The organism is Thioalkalivibrio sp. ALJ1, from assembly GCF_000745395.1.
GTDB lineage: Bacteria > Pseudomonadota > Gammaproteobacteria > Ectothiorhodospirales > Ectothiorhodospiraceae > Thioalkalivibrio.
The window spans coordinates 1,228,398-1,248,694 of sequence record NZ_KN050684.1 but is presented as its reverse complement, the minus strand read 5'-3'; the positions used below and the strand labels follow the sequence as shown (position 1 = coordinate 1,248,694).

The 20,297-nt window shown below is 65.5% G+C and carries 12 protein-coding genes and 1 tRNA gene; 9 read left to right on the top strand and 4 right to left on the bottom strand.

Features of this window, described 5'->3' with window-relative positions; all coding sequences use genetic code 11:
• The first annotated feature begins 141 nt into the window (after positions 1-141).
• On the top strand, positions 142-2,523 hold the full coding sequence (locus F462_RS08120) for a penicillin-binding protein 1A (protein ID WP_038053155.1): 2,382 nt from the start codon (positions 142-144) through the stop codon (positions 2,521-2,523).
• Positions 2,524-3,153: a hypothetical protein gene (locus F462_RS08115; RefSeq protein WP_038053152.1), complete on the top strand. Its 630-nt coding sequence runs from the start codon at positions 2,524-2,526 to the stop codon at positions 3,151-3,153.
• Between the two features lie 30 nt (positions 3,154-3,183).
• On the opposite strand, the gene hemE is transcribed toward F462_RS08115, so the two are convergent.
• From hemE to rpsU, 4 genes are all read right to left on the bottom strand, one after another.
• The gene (hemE, locus tag F462_RS08110; RefSeq protein ID WP_038053151.1) at positions 3,184-4,239 is read right to left on the bottom strand and encodes a uroporphyrinogen decarboxylase; all 1,056 of its coding nucleotides are present in this window, start codon (positions 4,237-4,239) and stop codon (positions 3,184-3,186) included.
• An 8-nt stretch (positions 4,240-4,247) separates the two neighbouring features.
• Positions 4,248-5,654 (bottom strand): FAD-dependent oxidoreductase, encoded by a 1,407-nt coding sequence (locus F462_RS08105; protein ID WP_038053149.1) that lies wholly within the window; start codon positions 5,652-5,654, stop codon positions 4,248-4,250.
• A 77-nt stretch (positions 5,655-5,731) separates the two neighbouring features.
• Positions 5,732-6,178: a GatB/YqeY domain-containing protein gene (locus F462_RS08100; RefSeq protein ID WP_038053147.1), complete on the bottom strand. Its 447-nt coding sequence runs from the start codon at positions 6,176-6,178 to the stop codon at positions 5,732-5,734.
• A gap of 40 nt (positions 6,179-6,218) precedes the next feature.
• Positions 6,219-6,434 (bottom strand): 30S ribosomal protein S21, encoded by a 216-nt coding sequence (gene rpsU / locus F462_RS08095; RefSeq protein WP_012981683.1) that lies wholly within the window; start codon positions 6,432-6,434, stop codon positions 6,219-6,221.
• Positions 6,435-6,619: 185 nt separating this feature from the next.
• On the opposite strand from rpsU, the gene aroB reads away from it, so the two are divergent.
• From aroB to F462_RS08060, 7 genes are all read left to right on the top strand, one after another.
• Positions 6,620-7,729, top strand: a complete 1,110-nt coding sequence (gene aroB, locus F462_RS08090) for a 3-dehydroquinate synthase (protein WP_038053138.1) — start codon at positions 6,620-6,622, stop codon at positions 7,727-7,729.
• Positions 7,713-8,903 carry a deoxyguanosinetriphosphate triphosphohydrolase gene (locus tag F462_RS08085; protein WP_038053136.1) on the top strand — a complete coding sequence of 397 codons (1,191 nt, stop codon included), beginning with the start codon at positions 7,713-7,715 and terminating at the stop codon, positions 8,901-8,903. The genes aroB and F462_RS08085 overlap by 17 nt, the downstream gene beginning before the upstream one ends.
• A 10-nt stretch (positions 8,904-8,913) precedes the next feature.
• A complete protein-coding gene (locus F462_RS08080) occupies positions 8,914-10,740 on the top strand; it encodes an AAA family ATPase (protein WP_038053133.1) in 1,827 nt (608 codons plus the stop codon).
• A gap of 399 nt (positions 10,741-11,139) precedes the next feature.
• Complete coding sequence (gene gltB, locus F462_RS08075) at positions 11,140-15,603, top strand: glutamate synthase large subunit (protein WP_038053130.1); 4,464 nt, start codon at positions 11,140-11,142, stop codon at positions 15,601-15,603.
• A gap of 555 nt (positions 15,604-16,158) precedes the next feature.
• On the top strand, positions 16,159-17,943 hold the full coding sequence (gene dnaG, locus F462_RS08070) for a DNA primase (RefSeq protein ID WP_038053127.1): 1,785 nt from the start codon (positions 16,159-16,161) through the stop codon (positions 17,941-17,943).
• Between the two features lie 171 nt (positions 17,944-18,114).
• Positions 18,115-20,025 carry an RNA polymerase sigma factor RpoD gene (gene rpoD, locus F462_RS08065; RefSeq protein WP_018140152.1) on the top strand — a complete coding sequence of 637 codons (1,911 nt, stop codon included), beginning with the start codon at positions 18,115-18,117 and terminating at the stop codon, positions 20,023-20,025.
• 104 nt (positions 20,026-20,129) lie between these two features.
• Positions 20,130-20,206, top strand: a tRNA-Ile gene (locus F462_RS08060).
• Positions 20,207-20,297: the final 91 nt, after the last annotated feature.

Genomic DNA, 20,297 nt, shown 5'->3' with positions numbered 1-20,297 from the left:
ATCCCCCTGTATACCCCAACGAAAGTAACTGGTAGCGTTACAATCACGTATGCTAGCTCGTTCACAATATACACCGCGACTTCAAGGTTGCAAGTCGCATTGAATGCGACTTCTCACCTTGGCCTCACTTTTTTTGCTGTCATGAACCCGGTCTTGAAGATTATTACGGCGCTGCTGGCCCTGATTCTGGCAGCCGGCATCGGCCTGTCCATTGCCTTGGCGGCCCTCTATGTTCATTACGCGCCGACCCTCCCCGAGGCCGATGCGGTGCGCGACGTGCGCCTGCAAACGCCCCTGCAGGTTCGCAGCGTGGACGGACGGCTGATGGGCGAATTCGCCGAAGAGCGGCGCATCCCCGTACCAATAGATGCCATCCCCCAGCAAGTCCGCGAGGCGTTCATCGCCGCGGAGGACGAGCGCTTTTATGACCACCCGGGCGTCGACGTGATGGGCCTGGCACGCGCGGCACTCAACGTCGTCTCGACTGGCGGCGAGCGCAGCCAGGGCGGTAGCACCATCACCATGCAGCTGGCACGCAACATCTTCCTGACGCGCGAGCGGACGTATGAGCGCAAACTGCGGGAGATCTTCCTGGCCATTCGCCTGGAACAGGAAATGACCAAGGACGAGATTCTCGAGTTATACCTGAACAAGATCTATTTAGGTCAGCGTGCCTACGGGATCGAAGCGGCCTCGCGGGTCTACTTCGGGCGTTCCCTGGACGAGCTGGAACTGGACGAGATCGCCACGCTTGCCGCCCTGCCCAAGGCCCCGTCGACCACGAACCCCGTTACCAGCCCCGAACGCGCCGAGATCCGACGGAATTACGTTCTGAGGCGGATGCTGGAGACCGGTGCGATCGACGAACAAGCCTTCGAAGAAGCGCTTGCACGACCAGTATTGTCCGAGCGCCATACGGCTGCCACCGAGATTGATGCCCACTGGGTCGCCGAGATGGCTCGCCAGATGGTCGTCAACCTGTGGGGAGACGAGGCCTACCGACGTGGCCTGCAGGTGCATACCACGATCGACTCCCGCCAGCAGGAGGCCGCGAACCAGGCCCTGCGGGAGGGCCTGTTGGAATACGACGAACGCCACGGTTTTCGCGGCCCGGAGATGCGCATTCCGTCCACCACTCTGGAAGATGCCGACGCCCGCGAGCGCGCCCTGAAGGCAATAGGGGTCCATGGACGGTTATTGTTCCCGGCCGTTGTCCTGGAACCATCTGGAGAAGGCGTGCTGCAGGTCGACGGCGGTCCGATCGGGGAACTGGAAATCCGGCCGGAAGATCGCGAATGGGCGGGCTCGCCTGACTTCGCCCCCGGTGACGTAATTCGCGTGCGCCCCTACGTCGACGGCCGCTGGCGCCTGGCCCAAAAACCGGAAGTTACGGGCGCCGTCATCGCGCAGTCGCCAGAAGATGGCGCTATTCTTGCGCTGGCGGGCGGCTTCGACTTCTTTGAGAATCGCTACGACCGAACCACACAGGCGCAACGGCAGGCCGGCTCCGCCTTCAAGCCGCTGGTCTATTCATTGGCCCTGCGTCAGGGGCACCGGCCTGATGGGACGGTGATCGACGCGCCCATGGTGTTTGACGATCCCGCCCTCGGAGCCGAATGGCGACCGCAAAACTACACACGGCGCTTCCACGGCGAGACCACCCTGCGCGAGGCGCTGGCGAACTCCCGTAATCTGGCGTCCATCCGCCTGCTCAACACCCTGGGGACCCGCAATGTGCACCAGGAACTGGCCCGCTTTGGCCTGGACCAGGAGGCACAGCCTGACAACCTCTCGATGGTCTTGGGGACCGGGACCCTCACCCCGCTCCAGCTGAACAACGCCTATGGCGTGTTCGCCAGCGGCGGCCGACTCAACAGCCCCTGGATCATCTCTCGGATCGAGACGGTGGAGGGAGAAGTCCTGTACGAGGCCGCCACCGAACGGGCCTGCCCTGCCCCCTGCGAGAACCCGAAAGGACAGGATCTGCCCTTGGTCGCAAGCGGCGGAGCGCTTCAGTACACGGACCCGGTTCCGGTTCTGGAGCCGGGCGTTGCATGGCAGATGAGCGACATGCTGCGTAGCGTCATCACCTCCGGCACCGGGCGCCGCGCGATGGAACTGGGGCGATCCGATTTGGCCGGGAAGACGGGCACCACCAACAGCTACCGCGATGCCTGGTTCGCCGGCTTCAATGCCGAGCTGGTCGCAACCGCCTGGATTGGCTTTGACGACAATCGCGAACTGGGACGGCGTGAGAGCGGAGGCCGCGCGGCACTGCCCATCTGGACTCGCTTCATGGGGAGCGTACTAGCCGATCAGCCGGAACGCCCGGTGGAGCGTCCAGACGACGTCGTGCGCACCGCGATCCTGCCCAGTGGTCAACGTGCATCCAGCGACGATGCCCCAGGCGCCCGCAACCAATGGCTGCTACCGAACCAGATCCCTGAACGCGGCCACGCCATGCCGGGGCGCGGAAGCGGAAATGGCAGCGAAACCGGCCAAGACCCCGAACTGGTCTTTTGAATGGCGGCCCCATCGCGTGTCCGCCAGGAACTGGCGCAAGAAGCTGCGCGCATCATGCTCGACGACGGGATCCGGGATTTCGGGCTGGCCAAGCGCAAGGCGGCGGAACACCTGGGCGTCGATGCGCGCCATGAAATGCCTAGCAACATGGAGATCCAGGACGCCGCGATCGAACGCAGCCGCCTGTTTGCGACTCCGGCCAGCCGCGCCGCCTACCGCAGCCGCCTGGAAGCGACACTGGTCGTGATGGAACGCCTGGAGCACCTGGAACCGCGGCTGGTCGGCCCGCTCCTTCAAGGTCTAGTGGAGTCGCAACCGCTGATCAACCTACATGCCTTCGCCGAGACAGTCGAAGAGGTCATCCTGGAGATGGGGGATCGGGGGATTCACTGCGAGACCGGCGAGCGCCGTTACCGCAGCCGGCAGGGTCGGGAACAGCGCATCCCCTTCCTCGCCTTCCGCGGACCGGGCGACACCGATGTGGAACTCACGGTATTCCCGCTGGACGGCATGCGCCAGGCGCCACCGTCGCCGGTGGACGGCCGCCCGATGCAACGTGCAACCCGCGCGGACGTAGAGAGGATGCTGGCGGATACCGGCGCCGAAGAGGCGGCGGCCCCGGCGGAGTAGTAACCGGACCGTACGCTCGCGCCGGGCGGACTAGCGTCGGTAGTTGGTGACGGTGTCCACCATCGCGGCGACACGCTCCGGATCGATACCCGGATGGATACCGTGCCCGAGATTGAAGACATGCCCGGTATCGCCTTCGAAGCCGTCCAGAACTCGCAACGTCTCCTCGCGCACCACCGACTCGGGCGCATACAGCACCGACGGGTCCAGATTGCCCTGCAAGGCGACCCGTTCACCGACCCGCCGACTGGCCTCGCCGATCTCGATGGTCCAGTCGATCCCGAGGGCATCCGCCCCAATATCCGCCATGATATCCAGCCAGGCCCCGCCACCCTTGGTGAACAGCGTCACCGGCACGCGACGGCCGTCATTCTCGCGGATCAGGCCATCCACGATCCGCTGCATGTACGCCAGCGAAAACTCGCGGTAGGCCCGCGGGGTCAACGATCCGCCCCAGGTGTCGAAGATCATCACCGACTGGGCGCCGGCGCGGATCTGGGCGTTCAGGTACTCGGTCACCGAGTCCGCAACCTTTTGCAGCAGGGCATGCATCGCCTGCGGCTCGCCATACATCAGGCGCTTGGTCTCGGCAAAGTCGCGCGAGCCCTGGCCCTCTACCATATAGGTCGCCAGCGTCCACGGACTACCGGCGAATCCGATCAGCGGGACCTGGCCATCCAGTTCGCGACGGATCAAGCGCACGGCGTCCATCACGTAGCGCAGTTCCTGTTCCGGGTCCGGCACCGGTAGTTTCTCGATCGCCTCCAGAGAACGCACCGGGTCACGGAAGCGCGGGCCCTCACCGGTCTCGAAGTACAGGCCCAAGCCCATCGCATCCGGGATCGTCAGGATGTCGGAGAACAGGATCGCCGCGTCGAGTGGAAACCGGCGCAGCGGCTGCATGGTGACTTCGCAGGCCAGCTCGGGGTTCTGGCACAGGCTCATGAAGTTGCCGGCCTGGGCACGCGTCTCGCGGTATTCGGGCAAGTAGCGCCCGGCCTGACGCATGATCCAGATCGGCGGCCGGTCCACCGGTTCACGCAGTTGGGCACGGAGCAGACGGTCGTTCTTCAGTGAATTGGGCATCAAAAGGCTCAAACGCCGAGGTATTCGAGGATGCCTTCGGCGGCCTCACGGCCTTCGAAGACAGCGGTGACCACCAGATCCGAGCCGCGCACCATGTCGCCGCCGGCGAAGACCTTCGGGTTTCCGGTCTGGAAGGCATGCTCGCCCGCGACCTGCACGCGACCGCCTTCATCGATACCGATCTTGTAGTCGGCGAACCAGTCGGAGGGCGACGGGCGGAAACCGAAGGCGATCAGGACGCGATCGGCGGGGATGATATGTTCGGAGCCGGGGACCGGCTCGGGTCGACGACGTCCGCGCTCATCGGGTGCGCCCATCTGCGTACGCACGACCTTCACACCCTCGACCTTGCCGTCGCCGACGATCTCCACCGGCTGCACATTGAATTCGAATTGCACGCCCTCTTCGCGCGCGTGCACGACTTCCTTGCGCGAACCCGGCATGTTCTCTTCGTCACGCCGGTAGGCACAGGTCACTGAGGCCGCGCCCTGGCGGATGGAGGTGCGATTGCAGTCCATCGCGGTATCGCCGCCGCCCAGCACGACTACGCGCTGACCAGCCATGTCGATAAACTCGCCGCCATCGTCCTGCGGCCAGCCCATCACCTGGCGGATATTGGAGATCAAAAACGGCAGGGCCGGATACACGCCCTCCAGATCCTCGCCCGGGAAGCCGCCCTGCATGGCCGTATAGGTGCCCATGCCGAGGAACACAGCATCGTATTCCTCCAGCAGGGCATCCATCGCGATGTCGCGACCGATCTCGGTATTCAGGCGGAATTCCACGCCCATGCCCTCGAGGATCTCGCGGCGGGTGCGGATGACCTGCTTTTCCAGCTTGAACGGCGGGATGCCGAAGGTCAGCAGGCCGCCGATCTCCGGGTAGCGATCAAACACCACCGCCTGCACGCCGTTGCGCGCCAGGATATCGGCGCAGCCAAGCCCCGCCGGACCGGCGCCGATCACCGCGACGCGCTTGCCAGTCGGCGTCACATCGGACAGATCCGGGCGCCAGCCGGCCTTCAGGGCCTCGTCGGTGATGTATTTCTCGACCGAACCTATGGTGACTGCACCAAAACCGTCATTCAGGGTGCAGGCGCCCTCGCACAGACGATCCTGTGGGCATACGCGGCCGCACACTTCGGGCAGGGAGTTGGTCTTGTGCGAGAGCTCTGCGGCGGCGAACAGGTTGCCTTCCTCCACCAGCTTCAACCAGTTCGGGATGAAGTTGTGGACCGGGCACTTCCATTCACAATAGGGGTTACCGCAGGCCAGGCAGCGGCCGGCCTGTTGCCCGGCCGTCGCCGGATCGAACTGACCGATAATCTCGCCGAACTCGTGAATCCGGATCTCGGCGGGAGTCTTCTGGGGATCCTGGCGCGGAAGGTCCAGGAACTGCATCGGATTGGAAGCCATGGAACACTCGCTCCGACGGAATCGGGGTAGGGGCCGAAAAGCGGCCCGGGGAGTTCGACCGGAGAGCCGGCCCGTGGTCAGGGCTGCAGGGCGGCGCGGACCTTCTGGCTCACCTGCCCCATGTCCGCGCGCCCGAAGACCCGGGGTTTCAGCACGCCCATCACGCGGCCCATATCGCCTGGAGCGCTGGCGCCCGTCTCGGCAATCGCCTCGCTCACCAGCTGGTCCAGCGCGGCCGCATCCAGCGGCTCGGGCATGTACGCCTCGATGATCACCACCTCGGCGGCCTCGCGCTCAGCCAGATCCTCACGACCACCCTTCTGGTACTGGTCGATGGAATCGCGCCGCTGCTTGAGCATCCGATTGAGGATCGCCAGCACGGCGTCGTCGTCAGCATCGCGACGTTCGTCCACCTCGAACTGAGAGATCTCGGCCTGGATCATGCGCAAGGCACCCAGGCGTTCCTTCTCCCGGGCTCGCATGGCGTTCTTCACGTCATCCTGCAAGCGCGACTTGAGCGTCATCTTGGGGTCCTCGGGTCCGAGCACAAGCCCGAACAAAGGTTCAGTACAGACGCACCCGACGGGTCATATCGCGGGAATTCTTCTTCAGCTGACGCTTCACGGCCGCCGCGGCCTTGCGCTTGCGCTCGGTGGTCGGCTTTTCGTAATACTCGCGACGGCGGACTTCCGCCACCACACCGGCTTTTTCGCAGGTGCGCTTGAAACGGCGCAGGGCAACCTCGAAGGGCTCATTCTCACGAACTCGTACGTGCGGCATACAATCTCCGAAACGGATGCAGGATCATCTCGATCAAAACAGAATCAACAAAACAGGCCGCCAAACACTGCGGGCGACCATGCAGAACTCCCTATGGTAATCCAACCTGCACCGATTGCAAAAGTCCGTGAAGCGATCCGCAGCATCCGACCACACCGGCTTACGCCGTCGCCGGGGCGCACGCTATGATGGCCCGCATGGAAAACCTGAACGTAGAACTGGGTGCGCGCAGCTACCCGATCCACATTGGACCGGGCCAACTGAACGAGCCGCAGCGGCTGCGCCCCGCAGTAGAAGGCCGGCGCGTCGCCGTGGTGACCAACACCACGGTCGCCCCCCTGCATGGTGATACCCTTCGCCGCAGCCTCGCGGATTGCGGCATCAGCGGAGAGCCTCTGTGGATCGAGCTCCCCGATGGCGAACAATACAAGACTATGGCCACGGTCGAGACCATCCTGACGCGCCTGCTGGAGGCACGCCTGGATCGCGGCAGCCGCATCGTCGCCCTGGGCGGCGGCGTGGTCGGTGACATCGCCGGGTTCGCCGCGGCGATCTACCAGCGCGGCATCGACTTCGTGCAGGTCCCGACCACCCTGCTCGCCCAGGTGGATTCCTCGGTAGGCGGCAAGACCGGGGTCAATCACCCACTGGGCAAGAACATGATCGGCGCCTTCCACCAGCCGCGCGCGGTCATCATCGATACCGACACCCTGAAAACCCTGCCCGAGCGCGAGCTGCGAGCGGGTCTTGCGGAGGTCATCAAGTACGGCCTGATTCGCGACGCCGAATTCTTCACCTGGCTGGAAGAACACATCGATCGCCTGCGCACGCTCGATCCGGAAGCGCTCGCCTTCGCCATCCGTCGCTCCTGCGCCTGCAAGGCGGAGGTCGTCGCCGCCGACGAACGCGAGGGCGGCATCCGCGCCCTGCTCAATCTGGGCCACACCTTCGGCCACGCCATCGAGGCCGGCATGGGCTACGGCGAGTGGCTGCATGGCGAGGCCGTCGGTACCGGCATGGCCATGGCCGCACGCATGTCGGAACGCATGGGTTGGCTGGACCGCGTCAGCCGCGAACGCGCCGAGGCCCTGATCCAGCGCGCCGGCCTGGCCCTGGAGCCACCCGCCGCCGTGACCCCGGATCGCTTCCGCGAACTGATGGCGATCGACAAGAAGGTTGCCAGCGGTCGACTGCGCCTGGTGCTGCTGCGCGGGATTGGCGAGGCCGTCCTGACCGACGAGTTCGACCAGACCGCCCTGGACCACACCCTGCACGAGCATGCCCGTGTTGCCTGAAGCGATAGCCACACCTAGCGTCGCCGCCCCCGGCCTGGCGCCCTACGCGAGCGACCCCGCGCATTCACGCGGTCGCGCCCAGGGCGAACCGGCCCCGCGCCACCGCAGCGACTTCCAGCGCGACCGTGACCGCATCGTTCATTCCAGCGCCTTTCGCCGCCTGGAGTACAAGACTCAGGTCTTCATCAGCCATGAAGGCGACCTGTTCCGTAATCGTCTGACCCATTCGCTGGAGGTCGCCCAGATCGGGCGCTCCATTGCCCGTGCGCTACGCCTGAACGAGGACCTGGTCGAGGCCATTGCCCTGGCGCACGATCTCGGCCACACCCCGTTCGGGCACGCCGGGCAGCACGCCCTTAATGCCTGCATGCGCGAGCACGGCGGTTTCGAGCACAACCTGCAGTCCCTGCGCATTGTCGACCTGCTGGAACGCCACTATGCCGACTTCGACGGCCTCAATCTGACCTTCGAGACGCGCGAGGGCATCCTCAAACACTGCTCACCGGACAAGGCCCGGCAGCTAGGCGAGATCGGCGTTCGCTTCCTGCAGAAGGAACAACCAAGCCTGGAGGCCCAGCTCACCAACGTGGCCGACGAGATCGCCTACAACAACCACGATGTCGACGACGGCCTGCGCTCGGGCTTGCTGACCCTGGGCGACCTCGCCGAGGTCAAGCTGTTTCGTGGGTGCCACGAAGCGGTACAGGCCCAATACCCCGGTCTGGAGCCCCGCCGTGTCCAGCACGAGACAGTGCGGCGCATGATCGATGCGCTAGTGGGCGACCTGATCGCGACCACCCAGGCGGCCATCGACCAGCAGCGGCCGCAAAGCCCCGATGATGTGCGCCGCGCCGACACCGCGCTGATCCGTTTCAGCCCGGAGATGCACGCGCAGGCACGTGAACTGAAGGCCTTCCTGCGCGAGAACCTCTACCATCACCACCAGGTACACGGCGTGATGCACAAGGCCCGCCAGCTGATCCACGACCTGTTTGCCGCATTCGAATCGGAACCGCGCCTGATGCCCGAGCACTTCCAGCGCCTGGCCGATGAGATGGCTGCACACGATCCGCACGGGCCGCAGCGCGCGATTGCCGACTACATCGCTGGTATGACGGATCGTCATGCCATCCGCGAACACCACCGCCTGTTCGATCTCGGCTCCCTGACCTGAAGGCCACGCAATGGCGCTCTCCGAACAATGCCTGGAACAACTCGGCCTGCACACGCCGCCGTTTGACGAAGCCCCCGACGAGACCTTCGTCTACAGCGACCCGTTGCTGGACGGCCTGCTGGAGTCCGCGCGGGCGGCCCTGAACGAACCCGGCGCCGTCGTCCTGATGACCGGTGAAAACGGCTCCGGGCGCAGCCTCCAGCTAATGCGCCTGCTGGCGATGCTGCCCGAGCCATTCGATCTGATCGCCTTCCGCGCGCGGATCAACACCCAGTTCGAGTCGGTCGACAACACCATTCGTAACTATCTGCGCTCGAAGAATGCCGATGACCCCGACCGTGCCCTAACCGAACTGCTCGCCGACCGGGTGACGGATGGCGCCGACCCGGTGATCGCGATGGACGATGCCCATCTAGTCGGCACCGATATTGTCAACAACCTGATGCGCATGCGCAGCGAGGTCCTTGCCAAGCATGGGCGCGCCCCACGCATCGTCCTGGTCGGTTCCACCGGGCTGCTGCGCCGGCGCCTGTACCTGCCGGACCCGTCGGACGAAGATCAGGTCACCCGCATCAGCCTGCGCGCGTTCAACCTAGAGCAGACCGCGGCCTATCTGCGTCACCGCCTGCAGGCCGCTGGCCTGGCGGACCCCGACCGCTTGCTGGACACGGACGCCGTACATCACCTGCAAACCACCAGCCAGGGTCTGCCTGGCAACCTCAACCGCGAGGCCAATAGCTTTCTCGAGCGCCAGTGCCGTAGCGAGCGCCGAGCTGGCGCGGCGGCCGCCAGTAGCACGGCACCGGGCGTGGCCGCTGGCGCCGAAGCCGAAGCCGACAGCGCCGAGTCCGAACCACTCGCGGGCGACGACGCCCCTTCGAACCTCGCCCCGGAAACGGTGGAACCCTCGTTCGTGGCCACCCGCGACGACGAGACGACCACCGCCGAGCCAGGCCTGCACGCCAGCCGCGAGCCCGACGACACCGAGTTCACCCCAGCCGCCGAGGCCCTGGCCGGATCCGCAGTGCAGGACACCCCGGAAACGCCAGCGAGCCCCGACGGCTTCGAGCCCGATAGCGGTATCCCGGCGCCCCCAGCGCCGGAGAACGTCGCGTTCTGGAATCAGCGCTGGTTCGTACCGGCCGTCGCCATCACCGTGGCCCTGGGTATCGCAGCCCCGGTCGCCTGGCAGCTCCTGGAATCGGAGCCCACCACGGCCGACGGCGAAATCATCGAGCTCCCCCTGCCCGAGCCGCGCATGGCTGAATCCGAGCAGGACGAGACGCCGGAGCGACCGGCGGACGACGAAGTCGTGGTCGCTGACCCGCTGGATCTACCTCCACCGGCCGAAGCCGAAGCCGAGTCGCAGATCGAGCCGGAGGCGCCCGCCGAGCCCGCCGAGGCAGAACCGGCCACGGAGCCAGATCCCGAACCGGCGCCGGAACCGGAACCAGAGCCTGAACCCGAGCCAGAGCCAGAGCCAGCTCCGGAGCCCGACCCGGCCTCGGATGATCTGGCAGAGGCCGACGCGGATGCCGCCCGCCTGCGTGATGACCGCAGCTGGCTGAGCAATCAAGACGGCAGCGGCGCCACGATCCAGCTACTCGCCGCACAGGACATGGCCGCCGCCCGAGCCTATGCCGACCGGCACGAACTGGGTGGCATTCGCTACATCCCAACCCGTGTCAACGATCGCGAATTCGTGGTCATCCTCGCCGGCGTATTCCCCGACCGTGCGGCCGCCGAACGGGCGGTTGAAGACCTGCCCGAGGCCGTCCGCCGCGACGAACCCTGGATCCGCTCCATCGGCTCTGTCCAGAACGTCGTACGCGACTGACCTGGGACAGGCCCCTTACTCACCACGTAGCACACGAAAAAGATCAAGGGCGATTCACAGGATGGAGGGAAGGTCGGAAGGTAAACAGGAGCTGAGGGGCTTGTTGCTGGATACAGGTGGTTGCTACTTGATGTTGAGCGCAGCCAAAAATCAGTAACCCTTCCTGCCTTCCAATCTTCCTGTGAACGCTTTATCAGGGTTTCTTTGTGGCTTCGTGGTTCGCGCCCTGCCGGGCTTTACCTGCGCGGGTGTCGTGCCTACTTGACCGGCCCCGGTTTGCCGGGAGAATGACGGTTCGGCTATATTCCTGCGCCTTTTTCCGTGTTCTTTTTCCAGGGACGGCCCTGACAACGTACCGCGCCCGCGTACGGCCCCGCGCGCTGCGACCGGAGTTCACCGATGCGACAGAACCAATTGAACGGCACCCTCTACCGCCCCGCATTCGAACGCGACAACTGCGGCTTCGGCCTCATTGCGCATATGGACGGCGTGGCCAGCCACTGGGTGGTGGACACCGCGATCAAGGCCCTGGAACGCATGACCCACCGCGGCGCGATCGCCGCCGACGGCAAGACCGGCGACGGTTGCGGGCTGCTGATGAAGACCCCCGAGGCCTTCCTGCGCACCCTGGCATCCGAGTCGAACATCGAGCTGGCCGAACGCTTCGCCGCCGGCATCGTGTTCATCAACCCGGCCAAAATCGACGAAACCCGCAGCGCCGTGGAGAACGCGATCGAACGCGGCCCGCTGAAGCTCGCCGGATGGCGCGAAGTCCCGGTGAACCCGGAAGAGGCCTGCGGTGACGAGGCCCTGAAAAGCCAGCCGCATATCCTGCAGGTGTTCATCAATGCACCAGCGGACATGGACGCGGCCGATTTCGAACGCGCCCTGTTCGTAGTGCGCCGTCGCGCTGAGATCGCGATGGGCGACGACCCGGTGTTCTACGTGCCCAGCCTGTCTTCCCAGGTGGTCTCCTACAAGGGCCTGGTGATGCCGGAGAACCTGCCGGTGTTCTACCGCGATCTGCAGCGTCCGGAGCTGGAGACCGCGATCTGCGTGTTCCACCAGCGCTTTTCCACCAACACCTTCCCGCAGTGGGGGCTGGCGCAACCGTTCCGCTTCCTCGCCCACAACGGCGAGATCAACACCGTGCAGGGCAACCGCAACTGGGCGGTCGCCCGCCAGCACAAGTTCGCCACCGAGAAGCTGCCGGAGCTGGCCGAGCTGGAGCCACTGGTCAACCTGGAAGGCTCCGACTCGCAGAGCCTGGACAACATGCTGGAAGTCCTGCTCGCGGGCGGCATGGACCTGTTCCGTGCGATGCGCCTGCTGGTCCCGCCGGCGTGGCAGAACGTCGCGCACATGGACTCCGACCTGCGCGCCTTCTACGAATACAACTCCATGCACATGGAGCCCTGGGACGGCCCGGCCGGGATCGTGCTGACCGACGGCCGCTACGCCGCCTGCACCCTGGACCGCAACGGCCTGCGCCCGGCGCGCTACGTGATCACCAAGGACCGCCACATCACCCTGGCCTCGGAGATCGGCGTCTACGACTACGCCCCCGAGGACGTGGTCACCAAGGGCCGCCTGAAACCCGGGCAGATGCTCGCGGTGGACACCGAGTCCGGCGAGTTGCTGCAGCCCGAGGACATCGACCGCATCAACCGCACCCGCCAGCCCTACCGCCAATGGCTGCGCGCGCACGTGAAGCACCTGAAGAGCCAGCTGGACGACAACCAGCTGTTCTCCGGCGAGCCGATGCCCCCCGAGCGCCTCGAGACCTACGAAAAGCTGTTCGACGTGACCTTCGAGGAGCGTGATCAGATCCTGCGCGTGTTGGCCGAGGCCGGTCAGGAGGCCGTGGGCTCGATGGGCGACGACACCCCGTTCGCAGTGCTGTCGCAGCACACCCGTTCGCTGTACGACTACTTCCGCCAGCAGTTCGCCCAGGTCACCAACCCGGCGATCGACCCGCTGCGCGAGAGCATCGTCATGTCGCTGGAGACCTGCTTCGGCCGTGAGCAGAACCTGTTCGAGGAGACCCCGGACCACGCCCACCGCCTGGTATCCGACTCCCCGGTGCTGTCCGAGGCCAAGTTCCGCGAGCTCTGCAACCAGACCGAAGACGCCTTCCGCGTCGAGCGCATGGACCTCAACTACGACGTCCACTCCAGCTCGCTGGAAGACGCCGTCAAGTCCCTGACCGACAACGCGGTACAGGCCGTTCGCAACGGTGCCGTCGTATTGGTGCTGTCCGACCGCGGCATCGACCCGGAACGCCGCCCGATCCCGGCCGCGCTGGCCGTGGGCGCCGTACACCACGCCCTGATCCGGGCCAAGCTGCGCACCGACGCGAACATCGTCGCCGAGACCGCGACCGTGCGCGACCCGCACCACTTCGCCGTGCTGCTGGGCTATGGCGCCACCGCGATCTACCCCTACCTGGCCTACTCCGCGCTGCACGGCATGTGCCAGTCCGGCGAGATCCCGAACGCCGACCCGCTGACCCTGGCGCAGAACTACCGCCGCGGCATCAACAAGGGCCTGTTCAAGATCCTGTCGAAGATGGGCATTTCGACCATCGCCAGCTACCGCGGGGCGCAGCTGTTCGAGATTGTCGGTCTGGCCGACGAGATCGTGGATACCTGTTTCACGGGTACCACCAGCCGCATCCAAGGCACCCGCTTCGCCGACATCGAGGCGGACCTGGAGACGCTGTCCAAGCGTGCCTGGAACCCGCGCAAGAGCGCCGGCCAGGGCGGCCTGCTGAAGTACGTCCACGGCGGCGAGTACCACGCCTACAACCCGGACGTGATCCAGACCCTGCACCGCGCCGTGCAGTCCGGCGACTACGGCGTGTACAAGGAATATGCGGACCTGGTGAACGAACGCCCGGTGACCGTGCTGCGCGACCTGCTGAAGGTGCGCGACGACATCGAGCCGATTGATGTCGACGAGGTCGAGCCCGAGACCGACATCCTGCCGCGCTTCGACTCCGCCGGCATGAGCCTGGGCGCGCTGTCGCCGGAGGCCCACGAGGCCCTGGCCACCGCGATGAACCGCCTCGGCGGGCGCTCCAACTCCGGCGAGGGCGGCGAGGCCGTCTCCCGCTACGGCACCGAGCGCATGTCCAAGATCAAGCAGGTGGCCTCCGGCCGCTTCGGAGTGACCCCGCATTACCTGGTCAACGCGGAGGTGCTGCAGATCAAGGTCGCCCAGGGCGCGAAGCCCGGCGAGGGCGGCCAGCTGCCGGGCCACAAGGTCAACAAGATGATCGCGGAGCTGCGCTACTCGAATCCGGGCGTCGCCCTGATCTCGCCGCCGCCGCACCACGACATCTACTCCATCGAGGACCTGGCGCAGCTGATCTTCGACCTCAAGCAGGTCAACCCGAACGCGCTGGTCTCGGTGAAGCTGGTCTCCGAGGCTGGAGTCGGCACGATCGCCGCCGGTGTGGCCAAGGCCTACGCCGACCTGATCACCATCTCCGGTTACGACGGCGGCACCGGCGCCAGCCCGCTGACCTCGGTGAAGTATGCCGGCACCCCGTGGGAGCTGGGCCTGACCGAGACCCACGCAACCCTGCGCGGCAACGACCTGCGCGACAAGGTGCGCCTGCAGACCGATGGCGGCCTGAAGACCGGCCTCGACGTGATCAAGGCGGCCATCCTGGGTGCGGAGAGCTTCGGCTTCGGCACCGGTCCGATGGTCGCACTGGGCTGCAAGTACCTGCGCATCTGCCACCTGAACAACTGCGCAACGGGTGTCGCCACGCAGGACAAGGTGCTGCGCATGAACCACTTCATCGGCCTGCCCGAGATGGTCATGCACTACTTCCAGTTCGTCGCCCGCGAGACCCGCGAGTGGATGGCGAAGCTGGGCGTGCGCAGCCTGACCGACCTGATCGGCCGCACCGATCTGCTCGAGGTCCTGCCGGGCGAGGCGCCGAAGCAGCAACACCTGGACCTGAACGGTCTGCTGGCCAGCGGCGATCTCGACGACAAGCCGCGCTTCTGCAAGGAGCCGAAGAACGAGCCGTTCGACAAGGGCGAGTTGGCCGAGAAGATGGTCGCCGAGATGCTTGAGGCGATCGAGAACAAGGCCGGTGGCGAATACCGTTTCGACGTCGCCAATACCGACCGCTCGATCGGCGCGCGCCTGTCCGGCGAGATCGCCAAGCGCCACGGCAACCAGGGCATGTCCGATGCCCCGATCACCGTGCGCATGAAGGGCACGGCCGGGCAGAGCTTCGGCGTCTGGAACGCCGGTGGCCTGCACCTGTACCTGGAAGGCGATGCCAACGACTACGTCGGCAAGGGCATGACCGGCGGCAAACTGGTCATCCGTCCGCCGGAGGGCTCCAGCTTCGCCAGCCAGGACACCACCATCATGGGCAACACCTGCCTGTATGGCGCCACCGGCGGCAAGCTGTTCGCGGCCGGCCAGTGCGGCGAGCGCTTCGGCGTGCGTAATTCGGGTGCGCTTGCGGTGGTGGAAGGCATCGGCGACCACGGCTGCGAGTACATGACCGGCGGCGTGATGGTGGTGCTGGGCAACACCGGCATCAACTTTGGCGCGGGCATGACCGGTGGCTTCGCGTTCGTGCTGGACCGGGAGAACGACTTCCCCGACCGCATCAACAACGAGCTGATCGACCTGCATCGCCTCGACATCGAGGACATGGAGGCGCACCGGAACTACCTGGAGGAACTCATTACCGAGTTCGTGCACGAGACCGACAGCGCCTGGGGCCGCGAGATCCTGGAACGCTTCGATGACTACCAGGGCTCGTTCTGGCTGGTGAAGCCCAAGGCCTCCGAGCTGAAGGGCCTGCTGGCCAACCTGCGCCAGGCCGCCTGATCCGCCACCCGGCGGTATTGCAATGCGGGCCCCTCACGGGGCCCGTTTTGTTTGCAGTGCCAAAAAACCCGTCATTGCGAGCGCAGCGAAGCAATCTCCAGGACTGCCACCAGAACACAGCATCAAGCGATTGCTTCGCTGCGCTCGCAATGACATGGCAGCACCCGGACACCCTCCCGCGACCGGAGGCTGACGGATACCGATTGCTTCGTCGCCCAAGGCTCCTCGCAATGACGGCGAAGTAGAAAGCAGCGTCGTCACGAGGAGCGAAGCGACGTGGCGATCTCCACGGGTAACCCCAGCGTCCGCCCTGGAGACCACCGGGACTCGCCGCGTCGGCTGCGGTGTCCCTCAATGACGGGGAGGTAGAAAGTAGCGTCATCGCGAGGAGCGAAGCGACGTGGCGATCTCCACGGGTAACCCCGGCGTCCGCCCCGGAGATCGCCGGGGCTCGCCGCATCGGCTGCGGCGTCCCGCAATGACGTGTTGCGGCCCGACCCTGGGCTATCATGCGAACCTGACGACGAACACCCCCGAGGAATACCCGGCGACACCATGGCAGGCCTCATCCCACAGGCATTTATCGACGAGCTGCTCGAGCGCAGCGACATCGTCGAGGTGATCCAGCGTCGCGTCAGCCTGAAAAAGGCCGGGCGCGAGTTCGCCGCCTGCTGCCCGTTCCACGGCGAGAAGACCCCTTCGTTCTACGTCTCCCCGCAAAAGCAGTTCTATCACTGCTTTGGCTGCGGCGCGCACGGCACCGCCATTAGCTTCCTGATGGAGTACGAGAACCTCAGCTTCCCCGAAGCGATCGAACAGCTGGCCGACCAGGCCGGCCTCGAGGTGCCGCGCGAGGCCGACGGGGACGATCGACGCGAGGCCCACGCGCCGCTGTATGACGCGTTGAACGCCGCCGCGGAGTGGTACGTGCAGCAGCTGCGCCAGACACCGAAGGCGGTCGAATACCTCAAGAACCGCGGTATCGACGGCGCCACCGCTCGGGATTACCAGATCGGCTGGGCGCCGCCCTCGGGGCTAATCGAAACACTGAAGCCACGCTTCACGCCACAGCAGCTGGTGGATGCCGGCCTGGCCGCGCGACGCGACGACGGCGGCATTCGCGAGCGGTTCCGGGCGCGCATCATGTTCCCGATCCGCGACCGGCGCGGCCGCATCACCGGCTTTGGCGGGCGCCTGATCGAGGATGGCGAGCCGAAGTACCTGAATAGCCCGGAGAGCGAGGTCTTCCACAAGGGCCAGACCATCTACGGCCTGTTCGAGGCGCGCAAAGCCGGCACACGACTGGACGACATCGTCGTGGTTGAGGGCTACATGGACGTGGTCGGCCTGGCGCGCGCAGGCTTTCGCCGTGCGGTGGCTTGCATGGGGACCGCCCTCACCCGCGCCCATCTGGACAGCCTGTTCCGCCAGGTCTCGCGCATTACCCTGTGTTTCGACGGCGACGCCGCGGGCCGCCGCGCGGCCTGGCGCTCGCTGGCCGAGGCCCTGCCCGCAATCCAGGGCCTGCGCGAGGTGCGCGTGCTGTTCCTGCCGGAGGGCGACGACCCCGACAGCCTGGTCCTGCGCGACGGCCTTGCCGACTGGGAAGAACGCCTGGCCGAAGCCCTTCCTTTGTCCGAGACCCTGGTGCGTCTACAACGGGACGAGCACCCCACCGATACCGCCGAAGGTCGCACCCGTTTCGCCCACGCGGCCATGAAACTGGTGGCCACCACCCGTGACCCCTTGTTCCGGGATCAACTGGTAGAGCGCATCGGGCAGGAGACCGGGCTTAGCCCGGAACGCCTGGAGCAGGTCCTGGCCGAGCAGCCAACCCCACTCGGGCGCGCCGCTGACACCGGCCCGGACCGCGACCTCCCGGCCACCTCCCAGGAAAACCGGGGCGGTGCCAACGGCGAAACCCCGCCCGCCCTGTGGGGCGCCCTGCTTGCGCGCGTGCTGCAACATCCGGAGCTGGACTGGAACCAGCCCGAATTCCGCCAGCTCGTCGAACTGCCCGGAGTCGCCGCCACCACGCTGCGCGACCTGCTTGCGGCCCTGGAGGAGAACCCGGACCGCCACACGGCCGGTCTGCTGGAGCGTTTTCGCGAGCAGCGTCACTTCCAGCGCCTGATGGCACTGGCTCACCAGGAGCTGGAGGACGGCGAGGAGGCCGTCACCCGGCAGACGGCGCTGGACTGCGCCCGGCAGCTCCTGCGTCAACACTATCGTTCCCGAATTCGTGAACTGACTCGCCCTGGGAGCGAACTCGGCACGGAACAACGCGCCGAGCTCACCCGTCTTACCGAGCAGCTACAGAGATTCGACGCGCCTCGATAGCCTGGACGCACCTTGAAGCGGCGCCATTTGCCCACATGATTCAAGGCATGGAACCGGCCGCGCAGCGCCCATTGACCGGAGAATCGGTCGGGCAGCCAGCAATATAAGAATCTTCTGCTACAATGTAGGATTAATTTTTGGCCGACTCGACTTCCCTCGGAGTACTGACGAATGAATCGTGAAGAGCAGCAATCCCAGCTCAAGGAACTGATTGCCAAGGGCAAGGAGCAGGGATACCTCACGTACACCGAGGTGAACGACCACCTGCCCGACTCGATCATCGATTCCGACCAGGTCGAAGACATCATCGCGATGATCAACGACATGGGCATCGCGGTGCACGAGCAGGCCCCGGATGCCGACAGCCTGCTGCTGTCCGACGGCTCCGTCTCCGCCGACGAGGACGCCGAAGATGCCGTGGCCGCGCTGGCCTCCGCTGACAGCGATTTCGGTCGCACCACCGACCCCGTTCGCATGTACATGCGCGAGATGGGCACGGTCGAGTTGCTGACCCGCGAGGGCGAGATCCGCATCGCCAAGCGCATCGAAGAAGGCCTGATGCAGGTCCTGTTCGCGCTGGCCCATCATCCGGGTGCGATCGAACGATTGATCCACGAATACGACAAGATCGTCGAGAACAATAGTCGCCTGACCGACCTGGTCATCTCCTTCATCGACCCGAGCGACCATGCCAATGGCGAAGCCGTGGCTCGGGGACTGGTCACGCCGGAGCAGTCTCAAAAGGCGCAGGACGAACTGAAGGCCGCCGCCGCGGCTGCAGCCGAGCAACAGGCCGCGGCCGAACTGGACGCGATCGTCGACGAGGTGGAAGACGCCGAGGATGACGAAGAGGCCGCCGAGCCGGTGGATACGGGACCGGACCCGGAAGAGGCCCGCGCCCGTTTCGACAAGCTGCGCAAGCTGCACGCCAAAGCCAACAAGGCCTTCGAGAAAGGCAACCGCGAGGCCTACGCCGCCGCGCGCGAAGCCACCGCCAAGTACTTCATGGAGTTCAAGCTGGTCCCGCGCATGGTCGACCAGCTGACCACCCAGTTGCACGGCAGCATCGACCACATCCGTCGCCACGAACGCCGGATCATGGACCTCGCCGTGGGCCAGGCGCAGATGCCACGCAAGGCGTTCATCGACAGCTTCCCGAAGAACGAGACCAACACCGGCTGGGTGAAAGAGGCCTGCAAGGCCAAGGGCAAGTACACCACGGCCCTGGCCCAGCACGAAGAAGAAATCGTACGCCTGCAGAAAAAGCTGGCCGAGATCGAACACGAGGCCAGCCTGAACATCTCCGAAATCAAGGAGATCAATCGCCACATGTCGATTGGCGAGGCCAAGGCCCGGCGCGCGAAGAAAGAGATGGTCGAGGCCAACCTGCGGCTGGTGATCTCCATCGCCAAGAAATACACCAACCGCGGCCTGCAGTTCCTCGACCTCATCCAGGAAGGCAACATCGGCCTGATGAAGGCCGTGGACAAGTTCGAATACCGTCGCGGCTACAAGTTCTCGACCTACGCCACCTGGTGGATTCGTCAGGCCATCACCCGCTCCATCGCGGACCAGGCCCGCACCATCCGTATTCCGGTGCACATGATCGAGACCATCAACAAGCTCAACCGTGTCTCGCGTCAGATGCTGCAGGAGATGGGCCGCGAAGCCACACCGGAAGAGCTGGCCGAGCGCATGGAGATGCCCGAGGACAAGATCCGCAAGGTGCTCAAGATCTCCAAGGAACCGATCTCCATGGAGACCCCGATTGGCGACGATGAAGACTCCCACCTGGGCGACTTCATCGAAGACGAAAAGGTCGCCTCGCCGTCCGAGTCCGCCGCACAGGAAAGCCTCACCGAGGCCACCCGCGAGATCCTGTCCACGCTGACCCCGCGCGAGGCCAAGGTCCTGCGCATGCGCTTCGGCATCGACATGAACACCGACCACACCCTCGAGGAAGTCGGCAAGCAGTTCGACGTCACCCGCGAGCGCATCCGTCAGATCGAGGCCAAGGCCCTGCGCAAGCTGCGCCACCCGACCCGCGCCGAACTGCTGCGCACCTACACCGACGCCGAGTAACCGGCGTCCCGGCCGAACGGCCGGAACCTGCCCTGCCGCTGCGGCGCCATCGCTCCCTTTCCGGGTAGAATGGCGCCGCAGTCGTTTGTACCCTCCCCGATTACGGGCCTGTAGCTCAGTTGGTTAGAGCAGGGGACTCATAATCCCTTGGTCGTCGGTTCGAGTCCGACCGGGCCCACCATCTTTTCAATTACTTACACTCCTACCTCTCTCCCGCTCTTATCCATGTAGGCGATTTGTAGGCGCCCACCAATTTCTACCGGCCTCATTTT

Excerpts from the sequence above, each read along its gene's own strand:
- rpsU (WP_012981683.1), bottom strand. The coding sequence starts at position 6,434 with ATGCCGCACGTACGAGTTCGTGAGAATGAGCCCTTCGAGGTTGCCCTG.
- F462_RS08115 (WP_038053152.1), top strand. The coding sequence starts at position 2,524 with ATGGCGGCCCCATCGCGTGTCCGCCAGGAACTGGCGCAAGAAGCTGCG.
- F462_RS08105 (WP_038053149.1), bottom strand. The coding sequence starts at position 5,654 with ATGGCTTCCAATCCGATGCAGTTCCTGGACCTTCCGCGCCAGGATCCC.
- F462_RS08120 (WP_038053155.1), top strand. The coding sequence starts at position 142 with ATGAACCCGGTCTTGAAGATTATTACGGCGCTGCTGGCCCTGATTCTG.
- dnaG (WP_038053127.1), top strand. The coding sequence starts at position 16,159 with ATGGCAGGCCTCATCCCACAGGCATTTATCGACGAGCTGCTCGAGCGC.
- hemE (WP_038053151.1), bottom strand. The coding sequence starts at position 4,239 with ATGCCCAATTCACTGAAGAACGACCGTCTGCTCCGTGCCCAACTGCGT.
- F462_RS08085 (WP_038053136.1), top strand. The coding sequence starts at position 7,713 with ATGCCCGTGTTGCCTGAAGCGATAGCCACACCTAGCGTCGCCGCCCCC.
- F462_RS08100 (WP_038053147.1), bottom strand. The coding sequence starts at position 6,178 with ATGACGCTCAAGTCGCGCTTGCAGGATGACGTGAAGAACGCCATGCGA.
- rpoD (WP_018140152.1), top strand. The coding sequence starts at position 18,115 with ATGAATCGTGAAGAGCAGCAATCCCAGCTCAAGGAACTGATTGCCAAG.
- aroB (WP_038053138.1), top strand. The coding sequence starts at position 6,620 with ATGATGGCCCGCATGGAAAACCTGAACGTAGAACTGGGTGCGCGCAGC.
- gltB (WP_038053130.1), top strand. The coding sequence starts at position 11,140 with ATGCGACAGAACCAATTGAACGGCACCCTCTACCGCCCCGCATTCGAA.
- F462_RS08080 (WP_038053133.1), top strand. The coding sequence starts at position 8,914 with ATGGCGCTCTCCGAACAATGCCTGGAACAACTCGGCCTGCACACGCCG.